The sequence below is a fragment of the Bacillus sp. TCT6 genome, assembly GCF_056033845.1.
In genome coordinates this window covers 3,518,265-3,534,985 of record NZ_JBVYHX010000001.1, presented here as the reverse complement: position 1 = coordinate 3,534,985, position 16,721 = coordinate 3,518,265, and the positions used below count along the sequence as shown (strand labels likewise).

Sequence of the window (16,721 nt, the reverse complement as noted above, 5' to 3'; positions counted from 1 at the left end):
AATTATTGACAAATGGTAGATTGGCACTGTATGGTATATTCATTCTTGATTGACAAAAACAAGAGAAATCAATAAGATTAATGAAGACTTGAATCCACCTCTTAAGGAGGCACTAGCATGTCAGATTACCTCGTGATCGTGGAGTCGCCTTCTAAGGCGAAGACCATTGAGAAATATTTAGGGAAAAAATACAAAGTTGTCGCGTCTATGGGACATGTTCGCGATTTGCCAAAAAGTCAAATGGGGATAGAAGTAAAGAACAACTTCACCCCGAAGTATATTACCATTCGTGGTAAAGGTCCCGTCTTAAAAGATTTAAAATCAGCGGCGAAAAAAGCAAAGAAAGTCTATCTCGCGGCCGATCCAGACCGCGAAGGGGAAGCAATTGCTTGGCATTTAGCGAATACGTTAAATGTGGACGTTGAATCAGATTGTCGGGTTGTGTTTAATGAGATTACGAAAGATGCAATCAAAGAATCATTTAAACATCCTCGTGCAATTAATATGGATTTAGTAGATGCACAACAAGCAAGACGTATACTTGATCGTCTTGTTGGTTACAATATTAGTCCTTTATTATGGAAGAAAGTAAAAAAAGGATTAAGTGCAGGGCGTGTACAATCTGTAGCAGTTCGTTTAATCATCGAACGTGAAAAGGAAATTCAAAGCTTTGAACCTGAAGAATTCTGGACAATTAAAACAGAATTTGTAAAAGGAAAAGACACATTTGAAGCAAGCTTTTACGGTGTAGATGGGGAAAAGGTTCAATTAACGAATGAAACGCAAGTGAATGAAATAATTGAACAGATGAAAGACAATGCGTTTTCAGTTGAAAATGTAACGCGCAAAGAGCGAAAACGTAATCCTGCATTACCGTTTACAACATCTTCCTTGCAACAAGAAGCAGCACGTAAGTTAAACATGCGAGCAAAGAAAACGATGATGCTTGCACAGCAATTGTATGAAGGGATAGATCTTGGAAAACAAGGAACTGTAGGTCTTATTACGTATATGAGAACTGATTCAACACGTATCTCAGAAACAGCTCAAACAGAGGCTCGTACTTACATCACTGAAGCGTATGGTACGGAATACATAGGAACAGAAAAGAAGAAAGAAACGAAAAAGTCAAATGCACAAGATGCACATGAGGCAATTCGTCCTACTTCGGTAATGAGAAAGCCAGAGGAACTAAAAAGTTTCTTAAGTCGTGATCAACTTCGATTATATAAATTGATTTGGGAGCGATTTGTTGCAAGTCAAATGGCGTCTGCTATAATGGATACTGTGACAGCGAGACTCATTAATAACAATGTTCAGTTCCGTGCAAGTGGATCGGTTGTAAAGTTCCCAGGATTTATGAAAGTGTATGTAGAGTCGAAAGATGATGGTGCTGAAGAAAAGGATAAGATGTTGCCGCCTTTAGAAGTAGGGGAAACTGTATTTTCGAAGGATTTAGAACCGAAGCAACATTTTACACAACCTCCTCCGCGCTATACAGAGGCTCGTCTAGTAAGAACACTTGAAGAACTTGGAATTGGAAGACCGTCGACTTATGTACCTACACTTGAAACGATTCAAAAACGTGGATATGTAGGCTTGGATAATAAACGCTTCGTTCCGACTGAACTTGGTGAAATAGTAATTGAACTTATTTTAGAATTTTTCCCGGAAATTATTAACATTGAATTTACTGCCAATATGGAGCAAAGCCTTGATGAAGTGGAAGAAGGAAATGCCAATTGGGTGAAAATTGTTGATGATTTCTACGTAGGATTTGAACCGCGCTTAGAAAAAGCGGAAAAAGAAATGCGTGAAGTGGAAATTAAAGATGAGCCAGCTGGGGAAGACTGTGAATTATGCGGACATCCAATGGTCTTTAAAATGGGTAAATACGGGAAGTTTATGGCTTGTTCGAATTTCCCTGATTGTCGTAATACAAAACCGATTGTGAAAGAAATCGGTGTAACTTGTCCGAAATGTGAAGAAGGACAAATTATTGAGCGTCGTAGTAACAAAAAGAAACGCCTTTTCTATGGATGCGGTACGTATCCAGAATGTGACTTTGTATCTTGGGATAAGCCGATTGGTCGTAAATGTCCGAAGTGTGAAGGCATGCTTGTAGAGAAGAAGTTGAAAAAAGGCGTGCAAGTACAATGTATTTCGTGCGATTATGAAGAAGAACAACAAATGTGAGCGTAACTGCTCACATTTTTTTCGGGAAGAAAAGGAAAGGTGATATATATGACAACACAAGTAGTAAACGTCATTGGCGCAGGTCTTGCAGGAAGTGAAGCGGCTTACCAAATTGCAAAACGTGGTGTCCAAGTTAGATTATATGAAATGAGGCCGGTAAGGCAAACGCCAGCTCATCACACAGATAAATTTGCTGAATTAGTATGTAGTAACTCACTTCGTGCAAACACTTTAACAAATGCAGTTGGAGTTATTAAAGAGGAAATGCGTTTAATGGATTCTGTAATTATTCGTGCGGCAGATGAGTGCTCTGTACCAGCTGGAGGTGCGTTAGCTGTAGACCGTCATGAGTTCGCAGCTAAAGTAACAGAATACGTAAAAAACCATCCGAATGTAACGGTAGTGAACGAAGAGCTTACTGAAATTCCAGAAGGACCAACAATTATTGCAACAGGTCCACTTACATCTCCTGATCTTGCTGCACAATTAAAAGAACTAACAGGTGAAGATTATTTCTATTTCTACGATGCGGCAGCACCAATCGTAGAAAAAGACAGTATTGACATGAATAAAGTATATTTAAAATCGCGTTATGACAAAGGGGAAGCTGCATATTTAAATTGCCCAATGACAGAAGAAGAGTTTGACCGTTTTTATGAGGCTTTAATTGCTGCTGAGACAGTGCCTTTAAAAGAGTTTGAAAAAGAAATTTTCTTTGAAGGTTGTATGCCAGTAGAAGTTATGGCAAGTAGAGGGAGACAGACGCTAGTATTTGGACCTATGAAACCTGTTGGATTGGAAGATCCAAAAACAGGGAAAACGCCATATGCTGTTGTTCAGTTACGTCAAGATGATGCAGCAGGAACTTTATACAATATCGTAGGTTTCCAAACGCATTTAAAGTGGGGACCACAAAAAGAAGTGCTACAGTTAATACCGGGACTGGAAAATGCAGAGATTGTACGTTATGGTGTAATGCATCGTAATACGTTTATTAATTCACCTAATTTGCTTCGTCCAACATATCAATATAAACAACGTGATGATTTATTCTTCGCTGGTCAAATGACTGGAGTAGAGGGATATGTTGAATCAGCAGCATCAGGATTATTAGCAGGAATTAATGCTGCACGTCTTGTGCAAGGTGAAGAGCCAGTTGTATTACCGTCAGTAACTGCGATGGGCAGCATGGCAAATTACATTACGGCAACGAACGCTAAAAACTTCCAACCGATGAATGCGAACTTCGGTCTATTTGCACCGTTAGAGAAGAAGATCAAAAAGAAAGCGGAACGAAATGAAGCATACGCAACACGCGCTTTAGAAACAATTCAAAATTTTGTAAATATTTAGTTAAATTTCTTGCAAAGGCTACTAAGTTGTGATACGATTTAGTAGCCTTTATTGAGGTGAGTTGTGTGAATGTGAAGAAATTGTTACAATTATTCGTTGGATATTTACAAATTGAAAGAAATTATTCAAAATATACAATTGCAAGTTATCAAAATGATTTAGAACATTTTGTGCAATTTATGGAGCGAGAAGGCATATCCTCTTTTTTAGACGTTACATACGCGGATGTTCGTTTGTACTTAACGACGTTGCACGATGAAAAGTTAGCCCGTAAATCTGTCGCAAGAAAAGTATCAAGCTTACGAAGTTTATATCGTTTTTTGATGCGTGAAGGTTATCGGAAAGATAATCCGTTTGCACTTGCGTCACTCCCCAAAAAAGAATTGTCAATCCCAAAGTTTTTATATGCTGAAGAGTTAGAGGAATTATTTGAAGTTTCTGACACGGAAACGCCATTAGGTCAAAGGAATCAAGCTTTATTAGAGTTGATGTATGCGACTGGAATCCGTGTGAGTGAATGTGTCAATTTACAACTTACCGATATTGACTTTGCGGTGGGAACAATTTTAGTAATGGGAAAAGGAAAAAAACAAAGGTATATTCCGTTCGGAAGCTATGCGCAAGATTCTTTAATTACTTATATAGAGAATGGGAGAAAACAGTTAGTTAATAAGACTGACGAAGACTCTCGTATGGTGTTTTTAAATGCGAAAGGTACACCGCTAACAAGTCGTGGAGTGCGTTATGTTTTAAATGAACTCATTAAAAAGGCTTCACTGACAATGCGAATAAGTCCCCATATGTTAAGGCATACATTTGCTACACATATGTTAGATGAAGGGGCGGATTTACGTACTGTACAGGAGCTATTAGGTCATGAGAATTTGTCGACCACACAAATTTATACGCATGTCTCTAAAGAAAGATTGCGTTCTGTTTACATGAAGCATCACCCGCGGGCATAAATTGCTTTAAAAGCTATAAAAACAAATAAAGGAGTTTTTTCTATGGGGAATTTCCACGCTACAACGATATTTGCAGTTCATCATAATGGAGAATGTGCAATGGCTGGAGATGGTCAGGTGACAATGGGAAATGCTGTTGTAATGAAACATACAGCTCGTAAAGTTCGCAGACTTTTCCAAGGTAAAGTTTTAGCTGGTTTTGCAGGTTCAGTTGCTGATGCATTTACTCTTTTTGAAATGTTTGAAGGAAAATTAGAAGAGTATAATGGCAACTTGCAGCGTGCAGCTGTTGAAATGGCAAAACAATGGCGTGGCGATAAAATGTTACGTCAACTAGAAGCGATGCTCATTGTCATGGATAAAACAACTATGCTCCTTGTTTCAGGTACAGGAGAAGTGATTGAACCGGATGATGGTATTTTAGCAATTGGATCTGGTGGGAATTATGCACTTTCTGCAGGTCGTGCTTTAAAGCAATATGCAAGTGAACACTTAACAGCGAAACAAATTGCGAAAGCGAGTTTAGAGATTGCTGGCGATATTTGTGTTTATACGAATCACAACATAATTGTTGAAGAATTGTAGAATCGTAAGGGAGGCATTTTATATGCATTTACATTTTACTCCGCGCCAAATTGTGGAAAAATTAGATCAATACATCATCGGTCAAAAAGACGCAAAGAAAGCGGTTGCTGTAGCGTTGAGAAATCGATACCGTCGCAGTAAATTAGCTGAAAATTTACGTGATGAAATAGCACCTAAAAACATTTTGATGATTGGACCGACAGGTGTTGGGAAAACAGAGGTAGCACGACGAATGGCGAAACTCGTTGGAGCACCTTTTATTAAGGTTGAGGCTACAAAATTTACAGAAGTTGGATATGTGGGTAGAGATGTAGAGTCGATGGTACGTGACCTTGTGGAAACATCGGTTCGTATTGTAAAAGAAGAAATGGTAGTGAAAGTTCAAGATAAAGCAGAAGAGCAAGCGAATCAACGTCTTGTTGAAATTTTAGTGCCGAGTCCGGAGAAGCAATCTGGATTTAAAAATCCATTAGAGATGCTTTTTGGGGGCGCTCAAAATTCGAGTCAAACGTCTGATACACAAGAAGATGGTGAAATTGAAAAGAAACGTCAAGATGTGGAGAGAAAGCTTGCTGCAGGGCTTCTTGAAGACGAAATTGTATCGATTGAAGTGACTGAGCAACAGTCGTCAATGTTTGATATGTTACAAGGAACTGGCATGGAGCAAATGGGAATGAATTTCCAAGATGCGTTAGGGAGTTTTATGCCGAAAAAAACAAAAAAACGTAAACTTTCTGTAAAAGAAGCAAGAAAACTCTTGACAAATGAAGAGGCACAGCGCTTAATTGATATGGATGAAGTTACACAAGAGGCTGTTTATCGTGCTGAACAGCTCGGGATTATTTTTATCGATGAAATTGACAAAATTGCTGGTAAGCAGTCGAATAGCGTAGATGTATCACGTGAAGGTGTGCAACGTGACATTTTGCCAATTGTAGAAGGGTCGAATGTTGCGACAAAATACGGATCAGTAAAAACGGATTATATTTTATTCGTTGCAGCTGGAGCGTTCCATATGTCTAAACCGTCGGATTTAATTCCGGAATTGCAAGGGAGATTTCCGATTCGAGTAGAATTAACGAAATTATCGACAGACGATTTTGTTAAAATATTAATCGAGCCTGACAATGCGTTAATTAAACAATATATGGCATTATTAGCGACTGAAGGTATAGAAATTGAATTTTCAGACGAAGCTATTCGTAAGATTGCTGAGATTGCTTATCAAGTTAATCAGGATACAGATAATATTGGAGCAAGAAGACTTCATACGATTATGGAGAAGCTCCTTGAAGATTTATCGTTTGAAGCATCTGAAATTACGTTAGAGAAAATAACGATAACCCCTCAATACGTTGAGGAGAAATTAGCAACAATTGCTAAAAATAAAGATGTGAGCCAGTTTATTTTGTAATAGTGTCATCAGGTGACTCGCCCTAGTTTCCAAGTGATGAAAAAATATGTGAGTAACATGTAGGAGGAACTTTTGAAATGGAATTATTAGCAAAAACGAGAAAATTAAATGCGTTATTACAGAGCGCAGCAGGGAAGCCTGTAAACTTTAGAGAAATGTCTGACACAATGTGTGAAGTAATCGAAGCAAACGTATTCGTAGTTAGCCGTCGTGGTAAATTACTAGGTTATGCAATTCACCAACAAATCGAAAACGAACGCATGAAGCAAATGCTTGCAGAACGTCAATTCCCAGAAGAATATACACAAAGCTTATTCAACATTACAGAAACATCTTCAAACTTGGATGTGAACAGTGCTTACACAGCATTCCCAGTAGAAAACAGAGAATTATTTGGTCAAGGTTTAACTACAATCGTACCAATCGTTGGTGGTGGTGAGCGTCTAGGTACATTAGTATTAGCTCGTCTAGGTCAAGAGTTCTTAGATGACGATTTAATCCTTGCTGAGTACAGCTCAACTGTTGTAGGTATGGAAATCTTACGTGAAAAAGCAGAAGAAATCGAAGAGGAAGCACGTAGTAAAGCTGTTGTTCAAATGGCGATCAGCTCATTATCTTACAGTGAGTTAGAAGCAATTGAGCACATCTTCGAAGAATTAAATGGAACAGAAGGTTTACTTGTTGCAAGTAAAATTGCTGATCGCGTAGGAATTACTCGCTCTGTAATCGTAAATGCACTACGTAAATTAGAAAGTGCTGGTGTTATTGAGTCTCGCTCTTTAGGTATGAAAGGAACATACATTAAAGTGCTAAACGACAAGTTTCTACAGGAACTTGCTAAATTAAAAACAAACTAATTTATAAAAAACTCTCCTCGATTGAGGAGAGTTTTTTTGTGCAATGATTGATGGTGCTTGTGAAAAGTGGCATAAGCGTGTTTTCTGGGAAAACTATTAATTGTATTTTGCTTTTTTGCTTAAAAGAAATGAAGGTTGGTAATACTAGAATTCGAGTATGAACAAAGAAAGTTTTACATTGTTCGCATTTTCGACTTGATTGTAATATTTCAGTATGATATAGTAAGCAGTGGTGTCAGTACAAAGTACACACGTTTACTGATTTAAGTGTTGGTGCTACGTTTGTAGTTTCGCTTAGAGATGAAGTAAACGGAGGATATCAAAAACCATTTAGGAGGAACTATATTATGTCAGTAATTTCTATGAAGCAATTGCTTGAAGCTGGTGTTCATTTCGGACATCAAACTCGTCGTTGGAACCCAAAAATGAAGCGTTACATTTTCACAGAGCGTAACGGTATCTACATCATCGACTTACAAAAAACTGTGAAAAAAGTTGAGGAAGCTTACAGAACGATGCGTGACATCGCTGCTGAAGGTGGAGACATTTTATTCGTAGGTACTAAAAAACAAGCACAAGAAGCTATTAAAGAAGAAGCAACTCGTGCGGGTATGTACTTCGTTAACCAACGTTGGTTAGGTGGAACTTTAACAAACTTCCAAACAATCCAAAAGCGTATCAAGCGTCTTAAAGACATCGAAAGAATGCAAGAAGATGGTACTTTCGAAGTACTACCTAAGAAAGAAGTTGTTCAACTTAAAAAAGAGTTAGAGCGTCTTGAGAAATTCTTAGGCGGTATTAAAGATATGAAAGGTCTTCCAAGTGCATTATTCGTAGTAGACCCTCGTAAAGAGCGTATTGCAGTTGCTGAAGCACGCAAATTACACATTCCAATCATCGGTATCGTTGATACAAACTGTGATCCAGACGAAATCGATCACGTTATCCCAGCAAACGATGATGCAATTCGTGCTGTAAAACTTCTTACATCTAAAATGGCAGACGCGATCCTTGAAGCAAAACAAGGTGAAGAAACTGTTACTGCGTAACAAAGTTGGAAAGGTGATAAGGGGTTCGGCCTTTTATCACCTTTTTTAAGGTATAAACACCTTTATAAAAAGTATAAATACATATTTTAGGAGGATGAAAAGTATGGCAATCACTGCTCAAATGGTAAAAGAATTACGTGAAAAAACTGGCGCAGGTATGATGGACTGCAAAAAAGCTTTAACAGAAACTAACGGCGACATGGAGAAGGCAATTGACTTCTTACGTGAAAAAGGTATTGCGAAAGCTGCTAAAAAAGCAGACCGCATTGCTGCTGAAGGTTTAACTTTCATCGAAACAAACGGTAACGACGCTTTAATCTTAGAATTAAACTCTGAAACTGATTTCGTTGCGAAAAACGAAGGTTTCCAAGCATTAATTAAAGAACTAGCTGCTCACTTATTAGCTAACAAACCTGCTAACGTTGAAGAAGCTATGACTCAAACAATTGAAGGCGGCAAAACAGTAGAAGAGCACATCAACGAAGCAATCGCTAAAATTGGTGAAAAACTTACACTTCGTCGTTTCGAAATCGTATCAAAAACTGATGCAGATGCATTCGGCGCTTACCTACACATGGGTGGACGTATTGGTGTATTAACAGTTCTTGAAGGTTCTACTGATGAAGCAGCTGCTAAAGATGTAGCAATGCACATTGCAGCAGTTAACCCTAAATACATCGACCGCGATGCTGTAACAGCTGAAGAAGTTGAGCATGAGCGTCAAGTATTAACACAACAAGCATTAAACGAAGGCAAGCCTGAAAAAATCGTTGCAAAAATGGTTGAAGGCCGTCTAGGCAAATTCTTCGAAGAGATTTGCTTACTTGACCAAGCATTCGTTAAAAACCCTGATATGAAAGTTCGTCAGTTCGTTGAGTCTAAAGGCGGAACATTAAAAGGATTCGTTCGCTACGCTGTTGGCGAAGGTATCGAAAAACGTGAAGACAACTTTGCTGAAGAAGTAATGAACCAAGTAAAAGGTAGTAACTAATACAGATTAGGGAACACATTGTGTTCCCTTTTTTAAAATAAAGATGTAAGCAATTGGAGGTTCATTATGAGTAAACCGAAATATAATCGTGTCGTTTTAAAGTTAAGTGGAGAAGCTTTAGCTGGAGAGCAAGGATTTGGAATTAATCCAACTGTTATTAAGTCAGTTGCAGAACAAGTAAAAGAAATTGCAGAACTTGATGTAGAGGTTGCTGTTGTTGTTGGTGGCGGTAACATTTGGCGTGGGAAAATTGGAAGTGAAATGGGCATGGATCGTGCAGGAGCAGATTACATGGGCATGTTAGCTACAGTTATGAATTCATTAGCTCTTCAAGATAGCTTGGAGAATATTGGAATCCAAACTCGTGTACAAACTTCAATTGAGATGCGTCAAGTGGCAGAGCCTTACATTCGCCGTAAAGCAGTTCGTCACTTAGAGAAAAAACGTGTTGTTATCTTTGCAGCAGGTACAGGTAATCCATACTTCTCTACAGATACAACAGCAGCATTACGTGCAGCGGAAATCGAAGCAGACGTTATTTTAATGGCGAAAAATAATGTGGATGGCGTATATAGCGCAGATCCATCTATTGACCCAACGGCTACGAAATACGAAACGCTTACTTACTTAGATGTATTAAAAGAAGGTTTAGGTGTAATGGATTCTACAGCTTCTTCTCTATGTATGGATAATGATATTCCATTAATTGTATTCTCGGTTATGGAAAAAGGTAATATTAAACGTGCCGTTTTAGGCGAAAATATTGGAACAGTTGTAAGGGGGAAATAAATATGGGACAACAAGTATTGAAGTCTTCAAATGAAAAAATGGAAAAAGCAGTTGCTGCTTATTCTCGTGAATTAGCAACAGTTCGCGCTGGTCGTGCAAGCTCGTCTGTATTAGATAAGGTACAAGTTGATTACTATGGTGCACCAACACCAGTTGTGCAATTAGCGAACATTACAGTTCCAGAAGCACGTTTACTTGTAATTCAACCTTATGATAAAACTTCTATCGGTGATATCGAAAAAGCAATTTTAAAAGCAGATTTAGGCTTAAACCCTTCTAATGATGGAACTGTAATTCGTATTGCATTCCCTGCATTAACAGAAGAGCGTCGTCGTGATCTTGTTAAAGTTGTGAAAAAATATGCTGAAGAAGCAAAAGTTGCTGTTCGTAACGTACGTCGTGACGGAAATGATGATCTTAAGAAGCTTGAAAAAGCTGGCGAGATTACAGAAGATGATTTAAGAGGATATACTGAAGATATCCAAAAAGAAACAGATAAATATATTGCAAAAGTTGACGAAATCGCAAAAAACAAAGAAAAAGAAATCATGGAAGTGTAATAGCGATAACTTCGCAAATATGACCCTCTTCTTAAGGGGGTCTTTTTACACTTTTAGGCATACGTCTGCTTGTTGGAGGGTATGAATGATGTTTAAAAACTTTCCTTTTTTTAAAGGTAAAAAGGACACATCGTTTGATCATCTCGTTGAAGAAGTGAAAAAAGGATATATCCCAGAACATATTGCCATCATTATGGATGGGAATGGAAGATGGGCAAAGAGGAGAGCAATGCCTCGTATTGCGGGACATCATGAAGGTATGCAAGTTGTAAAGAAAATTACAAAATTTGCAAGTAAACTTAATGTGAAAGTGTTAACTCTCTATGCTTTTTCAACTGAGAACTGGAAAAGACCGAAAAAGGAAGTTGATTATTTAATGAAGCTTCCAGAAGAATTTCTAGGTACATTTTTACCAGAATTGATTGAAGAAAACGTACAAGTCCGAGTAATAGGGCAAAAAGATCGTCTTCCTACGCATACACGCAGAGCGATGGAGAAAGCCATGGAAGATACGAAAGAGAATACGGGATTAATTCTTAATTTCGCGTTAAACTATGGAAGTCGAGATGAAATCGTTTCTGCTGTGCAACATATGATGAAAGATAACGAGGAAGGAAAAATTCGTTCTGAAGAGGTAAGTGAAGAAATGCTTTCTTCCTACTTAATGACGAGTTCTTTACCTGATCCAGAGTTGTTAATCCGAACAAGCGGAGAGCTACGTATTAGTAATTTCATGTTATGGCAAATTGCGTATTCGGAGTTTTGGTTTACAGACGTGTATTGGCCAGACTTCAAAGAAGAACATTTGCTAAATGCAATTACTGACTTTCAACATAGAGGGCGCAGATTCGGAGGCGTGTAGAAAGAGAGGGTTTGGTAGTGAAACAGAGAATTATTACTGGAGTGGTTGCTGCCGCGCTATTCATTCCCATCGTAATATACGGTGGCGTGCCTTTTACGGTTTTAGTGTATGCACTTGCTTCTATAGGTTTATATGAATTAATTCGTATGAATAAGCTTACGCTTATTTCAGTACCGACAGTTTTAGCTGCAGTATTATTGTGGATTCTTTTAATTCCAAGTAGTGCATCAGAACTGTTTACATGGATTGGATTAGGTAAATTGGAAATCACATTTGTGATTGTTTTATTACTTTTATCATATACAGTCCTTTCTAAGAATACATTTACTTTTGATAATGCTTCATTTTTACTGATGGCAACGACATATGTGGCAATGGGATTCTTATATTTAAATGAAACGAGAATATTAGGAATTAAATATGTGTTTTGCGCATTATTTATTATATGGGCTACTGATTCAGGCGCATATTTCGTAGGAAAAGCATTAGGCAAGAGAAAATTGTGGCCAGAAATTAGTCCAAATAAAACGATTGAAGGTTCATTAGGCGGCATCGTTTGCGGAATTATCGTGGCACTTGTTTACAACGCGTTCTTCCCAGTTGAATCGAATGTAGTAATTTTAATTGTGCTGACAATTATCATTTCTATTTTTGGACAAATTGGTGATTTAGTACAATCTGCTTTTAAACGTCATTATGGCGTAAAGGATTCAGGTACAATTTTACCTGGACATGGTGGTATATTAGATCGAACAGATAGTTGGTTATTCGTTTTACCAATTCTCTACTTCTTATTACAATACAATTAATAAATGAACGAGGGGTTGGAGTCATGAAAAACATTAGTTTATTAGGTGCGAGCGGATCAATTGGTACACAAACTTTAGATGTATTACGCTCGCACCCAGACCAATTCCGTCTCGTTGCTTTTTCTGTAGGGAAAAATATTGACTACGCAGTAAAGGTAATTCAAGAATTTTCTCCGCAAATCGTCTCTGTGCAAAGAGAGGAAGATGTTTTAAAATTACAAGCTGTTTCTGGTAATACAAAAATTGTATATGGTAGTGAAGGGCTTTTAGAAGTAGCATTACATCCAGATGCGGAGATTGTAGTAAATGCTGTTGTAGGTAGCGTAGGGTTGTTACCAACACTTCGTGCAATTGAGGCGAAAAAAACAATTGGAATTGCAAATAAAGAAACGTTAGTAACTGCAGGACATCTTGTAATGGAAGCAGCACGAAAACATAATGTTTCGTTACTTCCAGTAGATAGTGAACATTCAGCTATTTTTCAATGCTTGAATGGTGAAAATGAGAAAAGAATTTCTCGTCTTATTATAACGGCTTCTGGTGGAAGTTTCCGTGATAAAACGAGGGATGAATTGCATCATGTGACCGTAGAAGATGCGCTTCGACATCCAAACTGGTCAATGGGTTCGAAAATTACAATTGATTCTGCTACAATGATGAATAAGGGACTAGAAGTAATTGAAGCACATTGGCTTTTTGGTATCCCTTACGAGCAAATCGATGTTGTTTTACATAAAGAAAGTATTATCCATTCTATGGTTGAATTTGAAGATCGTAGTGTAATGGCGCAGCTTGGTTCACCTGATATGCGAGTACCAATTCAATACGCACTTACATATCCTGATAGATTGCCTCTTTCAGACACAAAACAGTTAAACTTATGGGAAATAGGGACGTTGCATTTTGAGAAAATGGACCAAGAAAGATTCCGTTGTCTACGTTTTGCGTATGAAGCTGGAAAAGCAGGTGGAAGTATGCCAGCTGTAATGAACGCAGCGAATGAAGTAGCTGTTGAAGCCTTTTTACAAAAGAGAATTGGTTTCTTAACAGTAGAAGACCTCATTGAAAAAGCAATGAACCATCACAATGTCATTGCACGTCCGAGCTTAGAGGAAATTCTGGAAATTGATGCAGCCACAAGACGGTTTGTGATGGAACAAATTTAGCAAAGGTGGTTATGGAATTGAATACAGCGATTGCCTTTATATTAATTTTCGGTGCACTCGTATTTTTCCATGAGCTAGGACATCTATATTTCGCAAAAAGAGCAGGTATTTTATGCCGCGAGTTTGCGATTGGTTTTGGTCCGAAAATATTCTCATTTGAAAAGAATGAAACGGTGTATACGATTCGATTACTGCCCCTTGGTGGCTATGTAAGAATGGCTGGCGAGGATGCGGACACAGTTGAGTTAAAGCCTGGGAAAAAGGTTGGCCTTGTATTAAATGAAAAAGACGAAGTTGTGAAATTAGTTTTTGATGGATATGAAAAGTATCCAAATGTTCGTGTCATTGAAGTCGAACAAGCTGATTTGGAGCACAATCTAACAATTTCGGGCTATGAGGAGTACGAGGAAGAGCTTCAAACGTTCCGAGTGAATGAAAAAGCTCGTATTATTACTGCGGGGGAAGAAATTCAAATTGCTCCGTATAATAGACAATTTGGTTCAAAAAAATTAGGGCAACGCGCTTTAACAATCTTTGCGGGTCCTGCAATGAACTTCATTTTAGCATTTGTTATTTTTGTGATTCTTGGATTTGTACAAGGGGTTCCTATTGACAAACCAATGGTCGGAAAAGTGATGGATAATAGTGCAGCACAGCAAGCTGGATTGAAAGAGAATGATACAATTCAAGCGATTGATGGAAAAAACACAAGTACATGGAAAGATGTTGTTGACATTGTACGTGAAAATCCGGATAAAGAAATTACGTTACAAGTAAAGCGTGATAATGAACAGTTTAATGTGAAAGTAACGCCAACACTCGATAAAGAAGGAAAAGACGAAGTTGGTAGAATTGGTGTTTATTCCCCTGTAGAGAAAACAGTAATGGGTTCTATTAAATCAGGATTTGAACAAACATACCAATGGACGAAACTAATTTTTGAATCTCTTGTGAAATTAGTAACTGGTCAATTTTCTATTAATGAGTTGTCAGGTCCAGTAGGAATTTATAATCTAACAGATCAAGTTGTAGATTATGGATTTACGCGTGTACTAAGTTTAGCGGCAGTTTTAAGTATTAATCTTGGTTTATTCAATTTATTACCAGTTCCTGCTTTAGACGGTGGCCGTTTATTCTTCTTCTTAATTGAGGCGTTACGAGGAAAACCAATTGACCGTCAAAAAGAAGGAATGGTTCACTTTATTGGTTTTGCATTATTAATGTTATTAATGTTAGTTGTAACATGGAATGACATTCGTAAGTTTTTCTTGTAAAATAGAATGAAACTTATAATGAAATAGAGCCCGTAGAATAAAATCCCTCACCTAATTCGAGGTGAGGGGTTTTACTGCGTGTAAGAGTAAAATGAAGAGGTGCAAATAAATGAAACAAAGTATGGTATTCAGTCCTACATTACGTGAAGTTCCAGCTGATGCTGAAATTAAGAGTCATCAATTATTACTTCGCGCAGGTTTTATGCGTCAAAATGCTTCTGGTATTTATAGTTTTCTACCATTTGGGTTAAAAGTATTACACAAAGTAGAACGTATCGTTCGAGAAGAAATGGAGCGCGCAGGAGCTGTGGAATTATTGATGCCAGCTATGCAAGCTGCAGAATTATGGCAAGAATCAGGTCGTTGGTATTCTTACGGATCTGAATTAATGCGTATGAAAGATCGTAACGCTCGTGAGTTTGCTTTAGGAGCGACGCATGAAGAAGTAATTACTGATCTTGTACGTGATGAAATAAAATCATATAAAAAATTACCGTTAACATTATATCAAATTCAAACGAAATTCCGCGATGAACAAAGACCTCGTTTCGGTTTATTACGTGGAAGAGAGTTTCTAATGAAAGATGCATACTCTTTCCATGCTACACAAGAGAGCTTAGATGAAGTATACGATCGCTTATACAAAGCATATTCTAACATTTTTGCTCGTTGTGGTTTGAACTTCCGTGCAGTTATTGCTGATTCTGGAGCAATGGGCGGAAAAGATACACATGAATTCATGGTATTATCTGATGTTGGTGAAGATACAATTGCATACTCTGATACATCTGATTATGCAGCGAACATTGAAATGGCTCCTGTTGTAGCTACGTATACGAAGAGTGACGAAGCGGAAATGGCACTTGAAAAGGTTGCAACGCCAGATCAAAAAGCGATTGAAGAAGTATCTGCATTCTTAAACATTGAAGCTGACAAGTGTATTAAGTCTATGGTATTTAAAGTAGATGAGAAATTAGTAGTTGTACTTGTTCGTGGTGATCACGAAGTAAACGATGTAAAAGTGAAAAATGTATACGGCGCTTCAGTTGTTGAGCTTGCTTCTCATGAGGAAGTAAAAGAATTATTAAATTGTGAAGTTGGTTCATTAGGACCGATTGGTGTAACAGGTGATATCGAAATTATCGCTGACCATGCTGTAGCATCAATTGTCAACGGATGTTCAGGAGCGAACGAAGAAGGATTCCATTATGTAAATGTAAATCCAGAACGTGACTTTAAAGTAAGTCAGTATACAGATTTACGCTTTATTCAAGAAGGAGACCAATCTCCAGACGGAAACGGAACAATTCTTTTTGCACGTGGAATTGAAGTTGGTCATGTATTCAAATTAGGAACTCGTTATAGTGAAGCAATGAACGCAACATTCCTAGATGAAAATGGGAAAACACAACCACTTATTATGGGTTGTTACGGTATCGGTGTATCTCGTACAGTGGCAGCAATTGCAGAGCAGTTTAATGATGAGAACGGCTTAGTTTGGCCGAAAGCTGTAGCACCGTTCCATGTGCATGTAATTCCAGTAAATATGAAATCTGATGCACAACGTGAAATGGGTGAAAACATCTACAACTCATTACAAGAAAAAGGCTATGAAGTGTTATTAGACGATCGTGCAGAACGTGCAGGTGTTAAATTTGCAGATGCAGATTTATTCGGCCTTCCAGTTCGCGTTACAGTTGGTAAAAAAGCAGACGAAGGTATTGTAGAAGTGAAAGTACGTGCTACAGGTGAGTCTGAAGAAGTAAAAGTAGAAGAACTTCAAACATATATTGCAAATATTTTAAAATAAGAAGAGGTACCTCGTAATGGGGTACCTTCTCTTTCTTTGTA

Annotated in this window: 15 protein-coding genes; all 15 read left to right on the top strand. The window is 37.9% G+C overall.

The genetic code is table 11. From position 1 onward, the window contains the following. Positions 1–117 precede the first annotated feature (117 nt). Entirely contained in the window at positions 118–2,196 is a 2,079-nt protein-coding gene (gene topA / locus AC0ONG_RS17855; RefSeq protein WP_001286957.1) for a type I DNA topoisomerase, read from the top strand. 48 nt (positions 2,197–2,244) lie between these two features. After that, positions 2,245–3,549, top strand: coding sequence for an FADH(2)-oxidizing methylenetetrahydrofolate--tRNA-(uracil(54)-C(5))-methyltransferase TrmFO (gene trmFO / locus AC0ONG_RS17850; RefSeq protein ID WP_000213006.1), 1,305 nt, complete (start codon positions 2,245–2,247; stop codon positions 3,547–3,549). A 65-nt stretch (positions 3,550–3,614) separates the two neighbouring features. Further along, positions 3,615–4,514 (top strand): tyrosine recombinase XerC, encoded by a 900-nt coding sequence (gene xerC, locus AC0ONG_RS17845; protein WP_001101244.1) that lies wholly within the window; start codon positions 3,615–3,617, stop codon positions 4,512–4,514. A 42-nt stretch (positions 4,515–4,556) separates the two neighbouring features. Next, a complete protein-coding gene (hslV, locus tag AC0ONG_RS17840; RefSeq protein ID WP_000526274.1) occupies positions 4,557–5,099 on the top strand; it encodes an ATP-dependent protease proteolytic subunit HslV in 543 nt (180 codons plus the stop codon). A gap of 22 nt (positions 5,100–5,121) precedes the next feature. Continuing rightward, complete coding sequence (hslU, locus tag AC0ONG_RS17835; RefSeq protein ID WP_000550084.1) at positions 5,122–6,513, top strand: ATP-dependent protease ATPase subunit HslU; 1,392 nt, start codon at positions 5,122–5,124, stop codon at positions 6,511–6,513. A 77-nt stretch (positions 6,514–6,590) separates the two neighbouring features. Then, positions 6,591–7,370, top strand: coding sequence for a GTP-sensing pleiotropic transcriptional regulator CodY (gene codY / locus AC0ONG_RS17830; RefSeq protein WP_000421290.1), 780 nt, complete (start codon positions 6,591–6,593; stop codon positions 7,368–7,370). 347 nt (positions 7,371–7,717) lie between these two features. Continuing rightward, positions 7,718–8,419, top strand: a complete 702-nt coding sequence (rpsB, locus tag AC0ONG_RS17825) for a 30S ribosomal protein S2 (protein ID WP_000111485.1) — start codon at positions 7,718–7,720, stop codon at positions 8,417–8,419. 103 nt (positions 8,420–8,522) lie between these two features. Then, complete coding sequence (gene tsf, locus AC0ONG_RS17820) at positions 8,523–9,410, top strand: translation elongation factor Ts (protein WP_001018576.1); 888 nt, start codon at positions 8,523–8,525, stop codon at positions 9,408–9,410. Positions 9,411–9,476: 66 nt separating this feature from the next. Beyond that, complete coding sequence (gene pyrH / locus AC0ONG_RS17815) at positions 9,477–10,199, top strand: UMP kinase (protein ID WP_000042669.1); 723 nt, start codon at positions 9,477–9,479, stop codon at positions 10,197–10,199. Positions 10,200–10,201: 2 nt separating this feature from the next. Continuing rightward, entirely contained in the window at positions 10,202–10,759 is a 558-nt protein-coding gene (frr, locus tag AC0ONG_RS17810) for a ribosome recycling factor (protein WP_000531505.1), read from the top strand. An 85-nt stretch (positions 10,760–10,844) separates the two neighbouring features. Then, positions 10,845–11,621, top strand: coding sequence for an isoprenyl transferase (uppS, locus tag AC0ONG_RS17805; RefSeq protein ID WP_000971296.1), 777 nt, complete (start codon positions 10,845–10,847; stop codon positions 11,619–11,621). 17 nt (positions 11,622–11,638) lie between these two features. Then, positions 11,639–12,430 carry a phosphatidate cytidylyltransferase gene (cdsA, locus tag AC0ONG_RS17800; protein WP_000813589.1) on the top strand — a complete coding sequence of 264 codons (792 nt, stop codon included), beginning with the start codon at positions 11,639–11,641 and terminating at the stop codon, positions 12,428–12,430. A gap of 23 nt (positions 12,431–12,453) precedes the next feature. Further along, positions 12,454–13,596 (top strand): 1-deoxy-D-xylulose-5-phosphate reductoisomerase, encoded by a 1,143-nt coding sequence (gene dxr / locus AC0ONG_RS17795; protein ID WP_000790358.1) that lies wholly within the window; start codon positions 12,454–12,456, stop codon positions 13,594–13,596. A gap of 17 nt (positions 13,597–13,613) precedes the next feature. Further along, the gene (gene rseP, locus AC0ONG_RS17790) at positions 13,614–14,870 is read left to right on the top strand and encodes an RIP metalloprotease RseP (protein ID WP_001090241.1); all 1,257 of its coding nucleotides are present in this window, start codon (positions 13,614–13,616) and stop codon (positions 14,868–14,870) included. A gap of 109 nt (positions 14,871–14,979) precedes the next feature. After that, complete coding sequence (locus tag AC0ONG_RS17785; protein ID WP_000814295.1) at positions 14,980–16,680, top strand: proline--tRNA ligase; 1,701 nt, start codon at positions 14,980–14,982, stop codon at positions 16,678–16,680. The last annotated feature ends 41 nt before the right edge of the window (positions 16,681–16,721 follow it).

Coding starts and splice junctions, on each gene's coding strand:
- topA (WP_001286957.1), top strand. CDS start 118: ATGTCAGATTACCTCGTGATCGTGGAGTCGCCTTCTAAGGCGAAGACC.
- trmFO (WP_000213006.1), top strand. CDS start 2,245: ATGACAACACAAGTAGTAAACGTCATTGGCGCAGGTCTTGCAGGAAGT.
- hslV (WP_000526274.1), top strand. CDS start 4,557: ATGGGGAATTTCCACGCTACAACGATATTTGCAGTTCATCATAATGGA.
- hslU (WP_000550084.1), top strand. CDS start 5,122: ATGCATTTACATTTTACTCCGCGCCAAATTGTGGAAAAATTAGATCAA.
- codY (WP_000421290.1), top strand. CDS start 6,591: ATGGAATTATTAGCAAAAACGAGAAAATTAAATGCGTTATTACAGAGC.
- rpsB (WP_000111485.1), top strand. CDS start 7,718: ATGTCAGTAATTTCTATGAAGCAATTGCTTGAAGCTGGTGTTCATTTC.
- tsf (WP_001018576.1), top strand. CDS start 8,523: ATGGCAATCACTGCTCAAATGGTAAAAGAATTACGTGAAAAAACTGGC.
- pyrH (WP_000042669.1), top strand. CDS start 9,477: ATGAGTAAACCGAAATATAATCGTGTCGTTTTAAAGTTAAGTGGAGAA.
- frr (WP_000531505.1), top strand. CDS start 10,202: ATGGGACAACAAGTATTGAAGTCTTCAAATGAAAAAATGGAAAAAGCA.
- uppS (WP_000971296.1), top strand. CDS start 10,845: ATGATGTTTAAAAACTTTCCTTTTTTTAAAGGTAAAAAGGACACATCG.
- dxr (WP_000790358.1), top strand. CDS start 12,454: ATGAAAAACATTAGTTTATTAGGTGCGAGCGGATCAATTGGTACACAA.
- AC0ONG_RS17785 (WP_000814295.1), top strand. CDS start 14,980: ATGAAACAAAGTATGGTATTCAGTCCTACATTACGTGAAGTTCCAGCT.